Genomic DNA, 15,131 nt, shown 5'->3' with positions numbered 1-15,131 from the left:
TCGGTTCGACGACCGCCGCGGGCCGGGCGGCGATGATCAAGTAATGCGAGGGGAAGTTCCAATGGCAACAGGGGTGACGCCGTCGAGTGCGCAAGACTACGCCTCCGACAAGTACACGAAGGGATTCGAAGTATTCGAAGAATGGCAACTGCACCGCTACAACCGGGAGAGTTACCTGACGCATCCACTGCGCTCCGTGCAGCTGGGAATGCGCTATTTGACGCTGCCGCATTATTTCGGCAGAGTACCGCCGGTTCGGCTGTGGTTGCGGCGCTTCGGCGGGCCGCGAGTTTCACCGGATTTCGCCTGTGTCGGCGCGCTGAAAAGCGGCACGACCGACCTGGCCAGCTATCTCATGCAGCATCCGAGCATCCTGGCGCCGCTCACCAAGGAGATCGGCCACGGCTACCCGCAGTTCTGGGGGCCGTACTTCCCGACCGAACATGAGAAGGCCGAGGTGCTGCGATGTACCGGCCGGGCGCTGACCGGCTATTTCGACCCACTGCTGCACGATCTTCCATTGATCGACAACTACAGTGCGGTCCGCCCGGACGCCAAGATCGTCATGATGTTGCGCGATCCGGTGGATCGTGCGTATTCGCACTACAAATGGGATCTGTTCCTCAGTAGCAAGGACGGCCTGCGCGCCATGCCGTACGGCAAGAGCTACGCCGACTACATCGGATACGCGCTGGACATGTTTCCGGCCCCGCCGCCGCCGACCTCACTGCCCTCCATGCCGGTGCTCGGCACCGGTGTCTATGTGAACTCGGTTCGCCGCTGGCTGCAGGCCTTCGAGAAGGACAACGTCCACATCGTCTCCGCCGAGGACTTCTTCGCCGATATCTCGAAGGCGGTGCGCGGCATCCACGAATTCCTCGAACTGCCAGCCGTCGAGCCGGTCCGCCATCACGTGTTGAACCGCAATCCGCTCGAATTCCCGGAGCCGGACGAAGAATCGGTGGCGCGGCTGCGCGAGTTCTATCGCCCGTGGAACGAGCAGCTGTTCGAGTTAATCGAGCGTGACCTGGGCTGGAACGACGCCGAGCCTAGATAACTTAGCCTAACCTATCCTCTCGGTCTCATGTGTGTGAAGATGGGTCCGATTCGGGCGGCACCCGCACGAAGGGTTGAGAGGTGAGGACATATGACGGTGGAGCTCGCGCCGCCGCTACCGGCGGCGGAGACCGGTAACCGCCCGCCGAAAGCGGTGCAGCAGGCACGCAAGCGGCAGGAAGCCGAGGCGCGCAAGGAGATTCTCGCGCCGGTGCGGCGCACTCTGATGCTCGCGAGCGCCCTCGTCATGATCGCGTCGGTGTGCACGGTCGTGCCGTTCATCCTCATTGTCGCGGCATGCCGGGAATTGCTCGCCGAGCCGATGGACACCGGACAGGTGCGAGGACTGCTACTCGCTGCCGTATGCGTGCTCGTTGTCCGTGCCGCGCTGCAGGCGGTGGCGCTGAGCTGGTCACACCTGACCGATGGCGGCTACCAGCTGACCTTGCGCCAGCTGCTCGCGGCCAAGCTGACCCGAGTGCCGCTGGGCTGGTTCGGCGAACGGACCTCCGGTGAGGTGAAGAAGCTGCTGCAGGACGATGTCGAGGCGCTGCACTATCTGGTGGCGCATGCGCGACTGGATTTCGTTGGCGCGCTGACGGTTCCGCTGGTCACGCTCGCCTATCTGTTGACGGTCGACTGGCGACTTACGCTGGTGCTGCTGGTCCCGCTGATCTGCTATGCCATCGGGTTGAGCCGGATGCTCGATCGCGACGGCCGCGACCGGTTGGTGGTGTACGAGCGCTGGGAGCGGCGCACCCAGGAGGCGGCGATCGAATTCGTGGACGGCATCCAGGTAGTGCGGGCGTTCGGGCAGTCGGGCCGTGCGCACCAGGCATTCCAAGAGACCGTCGACACCCAGGCGAGCAGTCTGAATCGACTCAAGCAGCCGGTTATTCGATTGCAGTCGGCGATCGATGCGGTCGTGTCACCGGTGTTCGTGATGCTGCTCATCATCGCCGCCGGACTCATCGCTGTCGGCCTCGACTGGCTCGCCCCGCTGGATGTATTGCCCTTCCTGCTGGTCGGATTGGGTCTGGGCAGCTCGCTGCTGGGGCTGGGTTATGGGACCCAGGCGATGCGTGCCGCGGGTGCCGCGGCGGTGCGACTGAACGAACTGCGGCAGACGCCCGAGCTGGACTCGGCGGCACCGTCCGATTCGGCCGAGGCCGACGGTGCGCCCGCCGGACTGGTCCGGTTCGAGGATGTGCGTTTCGGCTACCGCGCCGGACACGAGGTGCTGCGCGGCATCGACTTCGAACTCGCGCCGGGCACCATCACCGCGCTGGTCGGTCCGAGTGGGTCGGGCAAGTCCACGCTCGCGAAGCTACTGCCCCGCTTCTACGATGTGACCACAGGCCGAATCACCATCGGGGGCAGGGATATCAGGGCCTATTCGAGTGAAGAGCTGTACCGCACCGTGGGTTTCGTATTCCAGGACGTGCGCCTGATCCGCGGCACCATACGGGAAAACCTCCAGCTCGCCCGCCCCGATGCCGATCAGGCCGTCCTGGAGCGGGCGGCCCGGGCCGCACAGATCCACGACCGGATCACGGCGCTGCCGCGCGGCTATGATTCCGAGATCGGTGTCGACGCGACGCTGTCCGGCGGTGAGGCGCAACGGCTTTCGATCGCCAGGGCGCTGTTGGCCGACACTCCGGTGCTGGTACTGGACGAGGCGACGGCATTCGCCGATCCGGAGTCCGAGGCGGCGGTGCAGGACGCCCTCGCCGTCCTGGTCGCGGACCGCACCGTGCTGGTCATCGCGCACCGCCTGCACACGATTACCGGAGTCGACCGGATTCTGGTGCTGGACAACGGGACTCTCGTCGAACAGGGCGATCAAGCGAGCCTGCGCGCCGCGGGCGGCATGTATCAGCGACTGTGGGAGATCAACGAGGCTGCGCTCGACACGATCGCGCTGGAGGAAACACGATGATTCGCAAGGTGTTCGGGCTCGTCCCCGCCGAATTCGCCCATCTGACACCGAAGTTGCTCGCGGCCATCATCGCGCAGGCCGTGAGTCAGGCCGTTGCCTATGTGCTGCTGGTCCCGGTGCTGGAGGCGCTGTTCGGCGACGACCTCGGCCGCGCCTGGTGGTGGACGCTGGCCATGGCGGTCGCCGTCGGCGCGGTCATCGTCTTCGGCTATCTGCAGGCCACCATCGGTCTGCGTATCGGCATCGGTATGCAGCGCGGATTGCAGCACCGCATCGGTGATCACCTCAACGCCCTGCCGCTGGGCTGGTTCGGTGCCCGGGATGCGGGCGCGCTGTCGCGAGTGGTGGTCGAAAATGTCCGCGAAGTCCAGGGGCTGGTGGCGTATCTGCTGGCCAAGATGCTGACCAGCGTGGTGGTTCCGCTCGGCGTCGCGTTGGGCACACTGTTCGTGGACTGGCGTATCTCGCTGGCCATGCTGGTGGCCGCGCCGGTGTTGTATGTGGTGAACCGTTGGGCGAACCGCAGCTACGGCCGTTCCGACGAGCGGATGCACAGCGCGGCAACCGAAGCCAACTCGCGCGTAATCGAATTTGCTCAGGCCCAACCGGTGTTACGGGCTTTCGGCGCGGTCGGCTCGGGCAACCGGGCACTCGACGGTGCGCTGCGCCGACAGCGTACGGCCGCCAATGGCCTTGTGCTGTCAACGGTTCCGGGGCTGATGGTGTTCGCGCTGCTCGTGCAGGCGGTGCTGCTGGTGCTGGTGTATCTGGTCGTCGGACGGGTGACCGACGGCGCCATCTCCGCCTTCGCCGCGATCGCCCTGATCGCGGTGAGTTCCCGGTTCGTCGAGCCGCTGAACCAGGCCGCGCAGCTGGCGACGGCATTGCGCTCGGCCGCGGCCGCCGCCGAGCGGGTGAACGCCCTGCTTGCCGAACCGACTCTGCCCGAATCGGATTCGCCGGTGACGCCCGGCGCGCCGAGTGTCGTCTTCGAGCGAGTCGAGTTCGGCTATCAGGCCGAGGATCCGGTGCTGTCCGATATCACCTTCACGGTGCCCGCGGGCACCACCACCGCGATCGTCGGCCCGAGCGGCGCGGGCAAGACGACACTCCTGCGGCTGGCCGCGCGGTTCTACGATGTCGGTGCCGGCCGGGTCGAAGTGGGCGGTCACGATGTGCGCGACCAGCCCTCGGCCACGCTGCTGGATCAGCTGTCGCTGGTCTTCCAGAACGTCTACCTGTTCGATCAGTCGGTGGCGGACAACATTCGGATCGGCCGTCCGGATGCCACCGACGCGGAGTTGCACCGCGCGGCGCAGGCCGCCAGGGTGGACGAGATCGTCGACCGGTTGCCAGACGGCTACGATACTGCGGTCGGCGAGGGCGGCGCGACCCTGTCCGGTGGTGAGCGGCAACGGGTTTCGATCGCTCGCGCACTGCTCAAAGATGCGCCGATCGTCTTGCTCGACGAGGCGACCAGCGCGCTGGACCCGCACAGCGAGGCCGTCGTCGTGCGCGGAATTCACGAACTCACCAGGGATAAAACGGTCATTGTGGTGGCGCATCGGCTGGCCACCATCGCGCACGCCGACCAGATTCTGTTCCTGGACGGCGGGCGGATCGTCGAACGTGGCACGCACGCCGAGCTTTTGGCGCTGGACGGTCGGTACGCCGACTTCTGGAACGAGCGATCGCGCGCGACGGGTTGGCGGTTGGAACCAGCACCCGTATAGGCGATCTACGGGATACGACCGCCGTGAATATTCGAGTGGTGAGCGGCTGCGGCGGGGACATCGGCGGGCGGTCCACCCAGCGGCTCCTGGAGAAACGCGACCAGGATGTCGTTGGCCGCGCGTTGCGTATCCACCGGTCCGCGTCCACCGCCGATGAACTCGGCCAGCGCGAATCGTGCTGGTGCAGCCAGGAATAGCGGCACATCGGTGAAGCTGATGTGGTTGGCTTCGACGATCTCGTATCGGAAGCCACTGGACTGCAGGTGCTGGATGAGGTCTCGGTTGCGGTCCAGATACTTCGCGGAATGACCGGTCTCGGCGTGATCGCTCTCCAATAGAAGGAACGGTCGTTGCAGTGCACGGCTGGGCAGGTCGCCGTAGAGGGTGCCGTCGATATTCACCGACGCCTTGATCCGTGGGTCGTCGATCGCCGCGGCGACGGCGCTCACGCCACCGAAAGAATGTCCGATCGCCGCAACGTGATCGGTGTCCAATCGGCCTGCGAGATCGCCGACCGCCTCCGGTCGGCTCAGCTGATCGATCACGAAACGCAGGTCGCCTCTGCGGACTTCGAGTTGTTCGGTCATATACCGTTCGGCATCGTTGTCCGGGAAGTCTTCGATCGGCGTCGCGACGGTGCCATCCGCGAGTTCGGTAACCGCCACCTCGTAGGGATGGTCGATGGCGAGCACGACGTAACCGCGGCTGGCCAGATCGCTGACGAGCCCGGTGTAGAACGCGCGCGGAGCGCCGTAGCCGGGTGAGAACAGCACCACCGGCCAGCGTGCACGTTCCGCGCTGATCGCCACATCGGCATAGGCGTGCGTGTCGATATATCCGTAGTTGCTCATGACGAGCCTCGGCACCTGCGTCACGCGGCTGGGCAGTCGGTCGAGCCCGTCGATATAAACCCACCGCCGACCCGAGGTGAACTCCGTCGGATACCAGGCCTGTACCACGACATTGCGTCGGTCCGAGGTGGATTCCGTCGCCGCCTCTGGCCGTTGCTGGTCGACCCAGCGAAATATATCCGAGCCCACCCGATATCGGCCGGTCGGATCGGGCAGCTTCGGGACCGGGAGAATGCTCCACGGCACGATCGCGAGCATGGCGAGTGCGCCGACGCCCACGGGCGCGATCAGCGCGAGAATCCGACGTTTGCCCGTCGCCTCACTGGTCTCGTTGCGCGTTCGACTGACGATCGACACCGTCGCGGCAACGATGGCGACGTAGCTCGGCACCATCTGCCAGTAGAAGTTCTCCAGTACGAACTGGATCAGGCAGCCGAGCACCAAGAGCGGCAGGACAACCGGCACCGCATAGGCGACTCGCCTAGGAAATACCGCCGCGGCCATCGCGAAAAGGATGGCGGCGGCGGATACGACTCCATCGATGATCGACACGGCTCGCTCGCTTCCCCGTCACTGACCCGTAATGGTCCGGCGGCCATTCGAATTCGAGCATCAGCATTGCGCACCGAGCGGAGCCGACACGTCGCCCCAAAGTAGCCGCTGGTTCATCCTCGAGGATGATCTTTCACGAACTTGCCGCCTCGTGCCGTTGCCGATCAACCAGCCGTGGCCCGGAAAGCTACTTCCAGTACGCCTGGTACTTCATGCCGGTCTTCGGCAGGCCGTGCGTCTGCCTGAAGGTCTTGACGATCGATCTGGTGGTGTGCCCGTCACAGGCGATCCAGGCGAATGCGTCAGCGGGGCAGGCGATTTCCTGGGCGGCTTCGCGCAGCAGGCGGCCGTCGTCGATGCGCTGTAGCCAGGTCACCGTGTGATGAGGCTTATTGCGCAGCGGGATCTGCTGGTCGGATTCGTACTGCCATTCCAACCAGACCCGCGCCGGGGTATCGCCGATCGAGTCGAGCAGCGAATTGATCGCGGGCAGTGAGGCGGTATCGCCGAAGACGAGGTATTCGCTCGGCGCCACCGTCGGCAGTTGGAAGTCGGACCCGAGCACGGTGACGTCGAGTTCATCTCCGGCCGAGGCATTTTCGGCCCAGCGTGCGGCGGGCCCTTCGTGCAACGCGAATTCGATCCACAGGCGGTCGCCCGCCGGATCCGGGTCCACCAGCGTGTAACCCCGGTGGTGCAGCTTCTCGCTGGCACTGTCCGGAATCCAGCAGCGGATCCACTGCGTGGGATGTACCGGATGCTTTTCGAGCAGCCCGCCCGCCGTGAAGCCGAGCCGCAGGTACTTGTCGGTGACGTATTCGCTCGAGGTGACGGTGAGTCGGTAGTCGTCGCCGCCCCAAGCCTTCACCATCAGGCCGTTGAATCCTTTGCCCATGCGAGTAAGGTTAGCCTAACAACACTTAATTGTCTTGTGGCGCCCAACGCAACTGTTCGGCAACGGCTGCTTGCCGCGTCGGGTTGCGCGGCAAGCAGCCGTCATATCTTTGCGTCGCAGTCGATTCCGATCAGCAGGGCAACGAGAGCGCGGATGCAAGGTTGCACTGTGCCTCCCGGGTGAACTTCCAGGTGCCGTCCAGTTGGCGCCAGGACACGGCGTAGTTGAAGTCCGGGTATCCCTCGGTGGTGACGCGCAGGGTCGCATCGATGCGATCGCCGGACACCGACGGGTTGACGACGTTGTAGCGCAGGCTCGGCGGGGCGGCTGCCAGCAGTCCGGCGATCGCGTCCATGGTGCCCAGCCCGGCCTCGCCTGCCTCGAGTTCGGCCGCGCGGGTGGCCCGAGATGCGCCGGTATTGATGGCGACTCCCAGTTTCGCGGTCAGTTCGCCCGCGCTCGGCGTCTCGGCGCGCAGTGGCGCGGTGATCGGCGCGGCAGTGGCGGGTGCGACTGCCGCTGCGGCACCGGCGAAGGTGGCGGTGAGTGCGAGTGCTGCGGTGGCGATGCGCGCCGCGAACTTGTTTCGGGTGTCGATCATCTTCGGTCCAATCGTGTTTCGGGTGTGAGTGTCGCCGCTCTGGACGTCACCCGGGTTCAATATAAGGTAAGCCTATGCAAACATAGATGGGCCGGGTGTGCGCAAACGTGTGGCGACACACACGCATGTCGGACGGCGGTGCAGCGCGGAAGAAAGTAGAGATCGGTGGAAACGCTTCTTGTGGTCGGTGCCGGCCCGAAAGCCCTTGCGGTAGCGACAAAAGCGCATGTGCTGCACGAACTCGGCCTGCCAGCCCCGCGTGTGGTGGCCGTCGAGGCGAGCGCGGTCGGCGGTAACTGGTTGCCGACCGGTGGCTGGACCGACGGTCAGCATCGGCTGGGCACGAGCCCGGAGAAGGATGTCGGCTTCCCTTATCACTCGACCTGGGCGCGCGGGCGCAACCAGGAGATCAACGCGGCCATGATGGCCTACAGCTGGACCTCGTTCCTGGTTGAACAGGGCACCTACGCCGAATGGATCGACCGGGGCCGTCCGAATCCGCATCACCACGTCTGGGCGAAGTACCTGCAGTGGGTGGCCCGCCGCGTTGATCTCGAACTGATCACCGGCACAGTGCGATCCGTCGCCGCGGCCGGTGCGGGCTGGTCGGTCACGGCAACTGATGCCGATGGGATCCCGACTCGCGTTGACGTGGACCGATTGATGATCACGGGTCCGGGGCAGGCCGGCAAGGCGCTGGCCGAACACCCCCGGGTGCTCAGCATCGCGGAGTTCTGGGACCTGGCGGGCAGGCGCGATCTGCCGGTCTCGTCCCGGGTGGCGGTGATCGGCGGCGGTGAGACGGCCGGCTCGGCGCTGGACGAGTTGGTGCGCCACGGCATGCTGTCCATCTCGGTGATCTCGCCGATGGCCACCATCTACACCCGCGGTGAAAGCTACTTCGAGAATTCGCTTTTCAGCGATCCGATCAAGTGGGCGGCATTGACGATCGAGGAACGCCGCGACGTTATTCGGCGTACCGACCGGGGTGTGTTCTCGGTGCGCGTACAGGAGAGCCTGCTCCCGGACAGTCGGGTGCACCATCTGCAGGGCCGAGTGGTTCGAGTGGCGGATCAGGGCGACGGTGTGGCGCTGACACTGCGCAACGAAATGCGCGCAGATCAGGTGCACGCCTTCGATCTGGTGGTCGATGCCACCGGCGGACAGCCGCTGTGGTTCCTGGATCTGTTCGACCAGGATGCCGCGGATCTGGTCGAGCTGGCGGTCGGCGGTCGCCCTACGCAATCTCGGATCGAGGCGTCGATCGGGTACGACCTGGCGGTCACCGGACTGGACTCGAAGCTGTACCTGCCGAATCTGGCCGCCATCGCACAGGGCCCTGGATTCCCGAATCTCAGTTGCCTCGGCGAACTTTCGGACCGGATCTTGCGGTCCGAGCCGGTCCGGCCGCGGTCCGGCGCGTACCTCGCCGGGGCCGTGCGCCCGCGCGGGTGAGCGCGGGTGGCCGCGCGCTCACCCGCGCGGCCCGGTCCGACTGTGGTGCGGTGCCGACGTGGCATCGCACGCGGTCACTTCCGCAGCGTCACTGCATCCGCAGGGGTGCGCGGCAGCGAATAGAGGGAGATACGGCGATCCGACCGGATGTCGAATTCACCCAGGCTGGGCCAGCCGTTCTTCTCGCACAGCCGACGCACCGCGACATTGCGGTGATCCGGATCGGCCAAGAGGCGACGGCATTTCGGCTCGGCCGCGAAGATTGCGGGCAGCAGCGCCCGAATGAACTCGGCCATGAATCCGCGCCCGACCAGTTCGATGTCGGCGGTCGCGATGTGCAGCGCCACGTCGTACGGGTCGGCGTGGTAGAGCCGGGCGATCTCGTCCTTGGCGGGACGGTACAGCTCGAGATAGGCCACCTCACGGCGGCCGAGTTCGGGGCGGCCCGCGGCGGCGAAGTCGTAGCCGACCAAGATGGGCCGGGAATAACTGCCTGCGAGCTGAGCCTGCCAGTCCTGCCTGCGCCGCCGCGCCGACCACGGCTGCTCCCAGGCCGCGAGCAGATGAGGGCGATTCATCCAGTCCGCCAGGGTTTCCGGGTCATCGCTGTCCGGGGCGGCCAGGCGCAGGTCGAAGGGCGCGGGCAGCGTCGGGAGCGGCGGTGCGGGCGCGGCGCGGACCTCATCGGAGATATCGGTCAACTCGCGGGCGAGGACATAGGGCGTCCCGGTCGGGTTCATCGGTGTCGAGCTCCGTTCGCTATCACCTTGGCGATATGGCAGTAAGGTTATCCTATGCTAACCTCCATCGGTCAGCGTGGCCCGGACCGTCCGAGGAGGTCGACAAGGGTCGGCGTCCGTTGTGGTCGAATTCTTCCGCCGCAGTGGCTGCTCGGCTGACACCGCGCGATGTAGGAGCCGTTGTGATGCCGAAAGCCCTTGGCTGGATTCGTCAATTCCACAAACCGACCTCGGAGAGTTGTCCACTCCTGGTGGTATTTCCGCACGCGGGCAGCGGCGCCTCGACCTATCGCGGATTCTCCAAGCGATTCAGCGCGGATTTCGATGTCGCCGTCGTGCAATATCCCGGCCGCCAGGACCGGGCCGCCGAGCCGATTCCGGCCACCATTGCCGAGCTGGCCGCGGGTGCACTCGCGGAATTCCTGAAATCGCCCTATCGACGCGATGTTCCGGTGACCGCATTCGGACACAGCATGGGCGCGATGGTGGCCTTCGAATTCGTGCGTCAGGCAGAAGCCGCCGGTGTCGAGGTCGCATTGCTCGGCGTTTCCAGCGCGGTCGCGCCGCCGCTGGTGGCGGACCAACCACCACATCCCGACGAGGACGAGGCCCTGCTGGACCGGCTTGCCGCACTCGACGGCACCGGCGCCGACCTGCTGGCCAACCGGGAGATCATGCGGATGGCGCTGCCGGTGCTCAAGGCCGACTACCGCGCGTTCGACCGCTATGTCTGCGATCCGGATGTCCAGGTGCACGCCCCGATCCAGGCCCTCGGCGGCGTCGACGACGAGTTCGTCACCGTCGCGCATTTGCGCGCCTGGGCCGCACACAGCCGAAGCGGATACGCGGTAACCCTTTTCGACGGCGGACATTTCTATCTGCACGACCACGTCGACGGCATCGCCGAGGTGCTGGCTGCGGCCGTTCGCGAAAGACAGTCCGTTTCTCCACGTTAGGTTCACCATGGCAGGATCTGTTACCGGGGGCGAAGACCACATCGTCGTTGTCGGAATGGCGGTGGAGGCGCCGGGGGGAATCGATAGTCCACAAACCTTCTGGTCGGCACTGGCCGAATCGCGGGAACTCATCGGTCCATTTCCGCGGGACCGGGAATGGCCGCTCGCGCAATTGTTTTCGCTCGGTCGGAACGAGGGGTGGTCCGATGTTCGCGACGCGGGCGGATTCCTCACCGGGGCCGTGGAATTCGATCCGGCCTTCTTCGGCATCACCCCGCGTGAGGCGGTGGCCATGGATCCACAGCAGCGCGTGGCGATGCGCGTTGCCTGGCGTGCGGTGGAGGCCGCGGGTCTGAACCCGGCCGCGCTCGACGGTGACGGGGCCGGTTGCTGGATGGGTGTTTCGGCGTTGGAGTACGGGCCGCGGATGGCTGAGGTCAGTGCGCTCAGCGGATTTCGGGTGACCGGAACGGCGCTCGGCGCGGTGGCGGGGCGGATCTCGCACAGCCTTGGACTGGTCGGTCCGTCGATCAGCGTCGACACCTCCTGCGCGTCGTCGTTGACCGCGGTGCACCAGGCCGCGGCCGCGATCCGCGCGGGTGAATGCGAGTGGGCACTGGCCGGTGGGGTGTGTGTCATGGGTTCGCCGGGCATGTTCGTCGAGTTCTCCAAGGCCAATGCCCTGGCCCGTGACGGTCACTGCCGCCCCTACTCCGCAGACAGCACCGGAACGCTGTGGGGCGAGGGCGCGGGCGTCATTGTGCTGGAGCGGGAATCGCGGGCACGGCGGCTCGGGCATCGGATCCACGGCCGGCTGCTCGGATCCCGCGTCAACCACAATGGCAAGGGCGTGGCGTTGGCCGTACCGAGCGCGCCCGCCCAGGAACGGTTGATCCGGGACGCGCTCGCCGCCGCCGAGCTTCCCGCGGAACTGATCGGACTGGTGGAGGGCCACGGCACCGGCACCCCGGTCGGCGACCCGCTGGAATTGACCGCCCTGACCAAGACCTACGGTGCGCCGGACCGAGCCGGTGGCGGCGCGAAGCTGGGGTCGGTGAAGTCGAATATCGGTCACGCGCAGGCAGCTTCGGGGATTCTCGGCCTGATCAAGATGCTGCTGTGTGGCGCGCACGGCCACATCGCACCGAGCCTGTGGTCGGACAATCCGACCACCGCAATCGACTGGGAGTCCACGAGTTTGCGCTTGGCCACGAAATTCGAGCCATGGGAACCGGTGGACGGCGTCCGCTACGGGGCAGTGTCCTCGTTCGGTGTCGGGGGCACCAATGCGCACGCCATCGTCGCCATGCCGGAGTGGGAGGACACCGATGTCTAGCCATCGTCTGCCGGATGGCACGGTCCCGGTACTGCTGTCCTCCGATACCGCTGCTGGTGTACGCGCCGAGGCCGCCGCGATCCACGCCTACCTGGTCGAGCATCCGCGCGTTACCCCGGATCAACTGGCGGACATGCTATTTCGAACGCGCTCCGCGCGTCGGTTCCGCGCACTTGTGATGGCGACCGAACGCACGCAGTTGCTGGACGCGCTGCACGCCGTGGTGGATGACGCGCCGCACGACGCGGTGGTGCGCTCGAACGGTCCGGCCAGCACGCGTCGCGTCGGATTCGTCTTCCCCGGCCAGGGCAGCCAGCATCCCGGCATGGGGCGGCTGTACTACGACCTGTCGCCCGACTACCGGAGCGTCGTGGACGGGTACGCGGCGTTGCACGAGGACCGCTTCGGGCACGACCGGCCGCTGCGCTATCTGCTCGGCACCGCGGACAACGCGGCCGAGACGCTGGCGGATATGCAGCCCGCCAGGATGTTCCACATGCTCGGCCTCGCCGCCATGTGGCGGGCGGCCGGCGTTTCCCCGGCCGCGACGATCGGGCACAGCCAGGGGGAACTGGCGGCCTGCGCCGTCGCGGGGACCGTGACACCGCGCCAGGCCGTACTGGTGGTCACGCATCGCGCGGTGCTCGCCGAGCGGGTCGCTTCCGGTGCTTACGCGATGGCGGTGATCGGCACCGATCGCGAGAGTTGTGAGGCAATGCTGGCCCGGCAATCGGGCTGGGCAGAGATCGCCGTGGTCAATTCACCGCAACTGGTCGCGGTGGCCGGTGAGCGCGGCGTGATCGCGGACCTGGTCGCGGCCGCGACCGAGCAGGACCGCTTCGCCAAGGAGATTCAGGTCGCCTATCCGGCGCACACCTCGGTGATGACCGAACTGCGGACGGATTTCGAACGGGTGCTGACCTCCGAGCTCGCCGACGCGACCTTCGCGCCGAGCGAAATCGGTTGCTACGGCGCCACTCTTGGTGCCGCACTGACACCCGATCTGCGCCAGCGCGAGTACTGGTACTGGAATCTGCGCAACCGCGTCCGCTTCGACCGGGCGATCGCGGCCGCGGCGGATGCGGTGGACACCTTTATCGAGATCGCCGAGCATCCGACATTGCAGGTGGTGTTGCAGGAAAATCTGGCATCGAGTGCGCACGCGTTCCAGGTGGTCGGCACGTCACTGCGCACCGCGACCGGACTGGGCGAATTCACCCGCAATCTCGCCGAAGTGGCAGTGCACGATCTGCACTATCCCTGGGCGGCGCTGCGCACCGGTGCGTCTACCGACACCCCGGCTCTGCCGCTGCGCGATTTCCCGCCGACCGTGCTGAACCCGAAAAAGCTGTGGGCGTCCTACCGTTCGACGCAGGACGATATTGCCGAGGTAGCAGCGCCATCTGTGCGGCTGGTCGAGGAGTGGACCGCGCTGTCGCGGCGCTCGCCCGCCGAACCGCGTCGACTGTTGCTTGCCGGTTCCGCCGCCGAACTCGCCATTGCCCTGGCGGAGCGGGCACCCCGATATGGCGCCGAAGTACTCGACGGGGATTCGGACGCCGACACGGTGGTGCTGTTGCTGCCGACGACCCCTGCTGTCGACGTGGCGGGAGCCGTGGCCGAGTTGGCCGATTTCGCGGCCACGATGGACCGACGGCCCGCCTTCGCATCCCGTGTCACCGAATGCTGGCTGGTGACAACGGGTGCCGAGACGGTCGCTGCGACAGAGGTCGCCGCACCGGGGCACAGCGCGGCGGCGGCCGCGTTCCGGTCCCTCGCTCTCGACCATCTCGGTATCGCGTTCCGGCACCTGGATCTGCCGCCGGACGCGGCTGTGCTCGACCCGAAGTCGTTGGCGGATCGCGTCATCGATGCGCTGCATGTGGTGGGCGAGCCGGAACTTGCACTGCGCGGGGGCAAGCCGTATGCCAAGCGCCTACGCGTCGTCGAATCCGATAGCGCCGCATCGGCTCCGGACCTGGACGAGGTACTGATCCTCGGTGGCACCGGGCACGTCGGCCTACGGTTCTGCGAGCAGTTCTGCCGCGACGGCGCGCAGCGCATCACACTGGTGAGCCGACGCGGGGAAAGCCCGGAGTTCACCGAGCGACTGCGGACCTTGCGCGCGCTCGGCTCGACCGAGATCGAGGTTGTGGCCTGCGATATCACCGACGCCGCCGCGGTGGCGGACCTGGCTGAGCGCTACTCCACACGTCCGGTCGACCTCGTGGTGCATGCCGCGGTCAGCTATGTGTGGTCCGAACTCGACGCGGCAGCGGTCACGGCAACCACGGACGCGAAGGTACTCGGCCTCGATACGGTATTGCGCACCGTGCCATTGGCCGAGCACGCCACAGTGCTGCTGTGTTCCTCGTTCGCGGCCACGCTCGGCGGCCGCGACCAGGCGCTCTATGCGGGCGCCAATCGCATGCTGGACGCGCTCGCCACCCGGCTGCGGGCCGACGGGCGAGACTGCGTCGCGGTGCAGTGGGGACTGTGGGAACTGCCACACCACGCCGAGATGGAAACCCGGATCGCGGGTGCGGGACTGTTGCCGATGCCGCCCGCTCAGGCGATTGCGGCGGGTCTGGCCGATCGCTCCCGCAACAGCATGGTGCTGGCAGCGGACTGGCGGCGGCTGCGTGAAGTCTGCGAAACCGTCGGCTTGGCCCCGGTTTTCGCGCCGCTGTGGGATCAGCTGACGCGTCCAGCACCCGGGTCGGCAACACCGCAGGCACCGGCTCCTGCCACGACCGTCGTACCGCAGATCCCCGCGAGTATCGCGGAAGTCGTTCGCCGCGAGCTCGATCGGGTGATGCTCGGCGACGGTGCCGAAGCCATCGACGGCTCGATTCCGTTGGTCGCCTTGGGCATCGACTCGCTACAGGCGCTCGATCTGCGCACTCGGATCAAGGCGACGCTGAACCGCGAGGTGCCGGTGACGACGATCCTGCGGGGTGCGTCCCTCGATGAGGTCGTGCTGCTCGTATCCGAGAACCAAGGCTGAGGAGGCCCGT

Annotated in this window: 11 protein-coding genes; 7 read left to right on the top strand and 4 right to left on the bottom strand. The window is 66.5% G+C overall.

The window, feature by feature from the left end:
• The first annotated feature begins 61 nt into the window (after positions 1-61).
• The 3 genes from ACQP2D_RS39460 (at position 62) to ACQP2D_RS39450 (ending at position 4,728) form a co-directional block, all read left to right on the top strand.
• Complete coding sequence (locus tag ACQP2D_RS39460; RefSeq protein WP_433680989.1) at positions 62-1,057, top strand: sulfotransferase family protein; 996 nt, start codon at positions 62-64, stop codon at positions 1,055-1,057.
• Between the two features lie 90 nt (positions 1,058-1,147).
• Positions 1,148-2,995 carry an ABC transporter ATP-binding protein gene (locus ACQP2D_RS39455; protein WP_433680988.1) on the top strand — a complete coding sequence of 616 codons (1,848 nt, stop codon included), beginning with the start codon at positions 1,148-1,150 and terminating at the stop codon, positions 2,993-2,995.
• Positions 2,992-4,728, top strand: coding sequence for an ABC transporter ATP-binding protein (locus tag ACQP2D_RS39450; protein WP_433680987.1), 1,737 nt, complete (start codon positions 2,992-2,994; stop codon positions 4,726-4,728). The genes ACQP2D_RS39455 and ACQP2D_RS39450 overlap by 4 nt, the downstream gene beginning before the upstream one ends.
• A 5-nt stretch (positions 4,729-4,733) precedes the next feature.
• Here ACQP2D_RS39450 and ACQP2D_RS39445 read toward each other — a convergent pair whose 3' ends face one another.
• The 3 genes from ACQP2D_RS39445 to ACQP2D_RS39435 form a co-directional block, all read right to left on the bottom strand.
• Positions 4,734-6,131: an alpha/beta hydrolase family protein gene (locus tag ACQP2D_RS39445; RefSeq protein WP_433680986.1), complete on the bottom strand. Its 1,398-nt coding sequence runs from the start codon at positions 6,129-6,131 to the stop codon at positions 4,734-4,736.
• A gap of 187 nt (positions 6,132-6,318) precedes the next feature.
• A complete protein-coding gene (locus tag ACQP2D_RS39440; protein ID WP_433680985.1) occupies positions 6,319-7,026 on the bottom strand; it encodes a siderophore-interacting protein in 708 nt (235 codons plus the stop codon).
• A 130-nt stretch (positions 7,027-7,156) separates the two neighbouring features.
• A complete protein-coding gene (locus ACQP2D_RS39435; protein ID WP_433680984.1) occupies positions 7,157-7,627 on the bottom strand; it encodes a hypothetical protein in 471 nt (156 codons plus the stop codon).
• 165 nt (positions 7,628-7,792) lie between these two features.
• Between ACQP2D_RS39435 and ACQP2D_RS39430 the strand changes: the two genes are divergently transcribed.
• Entirely contained in the window at positions 7,793-9,082 is a 1,290-nt protein-coding gene (locus ACQP2D_RS39430) for a SidA/IucD/PvdA family monooxygenase (protein WP_433680983.1), read from the top strand.
• 74 nt (positions 9,083-9,156) lie between these two features.
• On the opposite strand, the gene ACQP2D_RS39425 is transcribed toward ACQP2D_RS39430, so the two are convergent.
• A complete protein-coding gene (locus ACQP2D_RS39425; protein ID WP_433680982.1) occupies positions 9,157-9,822 on the bottom strand; it encodes a GNAT family N-acetyltransferase in 666 nt (221 codons plus the stop codon).
• Positions 9,823-10,007: 185 nt separating this feature from the next.
• On the opposite strand from ACQP2D_RS39425, the gene ACQP2D_RS39420 reads away from it, so the two are divergent.
• From ACQP2D_RS39420 to nbtC, 3 genes are read left to right on the top strand one after another with little or no spacing between them, the layout of a single operon-like run.
• On the top strand, positions 10,008-10,778 hold the full coding sequence (locus ACQP2D_RS39420) for a thioesterase II family protein (protein ID WP_433680981.1): 771 nt from the start codon (positions 10,008-10,010) through the stop codon (positions 10,776-10,778).
• A gap of 7 nt (positions 10,779-10,785) precedes the next feature.
• Complete coding sequence (locus ACQP2D_RS39415) at positions 10,786-12,114, top strand: polyketide synthase (RefSeq protein ID WP_433680980.1); 1,329 nt, start codon at positions 10,786-10,788, stop codon at positions 12,112-12,114.
• Entirely contained in the window at positions 12,107-15,121 is a 3,015-nt protein-coding gene (nbtC, locus tag ACQP2D_RS39410) for a nocobactin polyketide synthase NbtC (protein ID WP_433680979.1), read from the top strand. The genes ACQP2D_RS39415 and nbtC overlap by 8 nt, the downstream gene beginning before the upstream one ends.
• The last annotated feature ends 10 nt before the right edge of the window (positions 15,122-15,131 follow it).

This window comes from Nocardia sp. CA-119907 (assembly GCF_050955995.1).
Taxonomy (GTDB): Bacteria; Actinomycetota; Actinomycetes; order Mycobacteriales; family Mycobacteriaceae; genus Nocardia.
The sequence above is the reverse complement of the archived record's forward strand: the minus strand, read 5'-3'. Positions and strand labels throughout refer to the sequence as shown.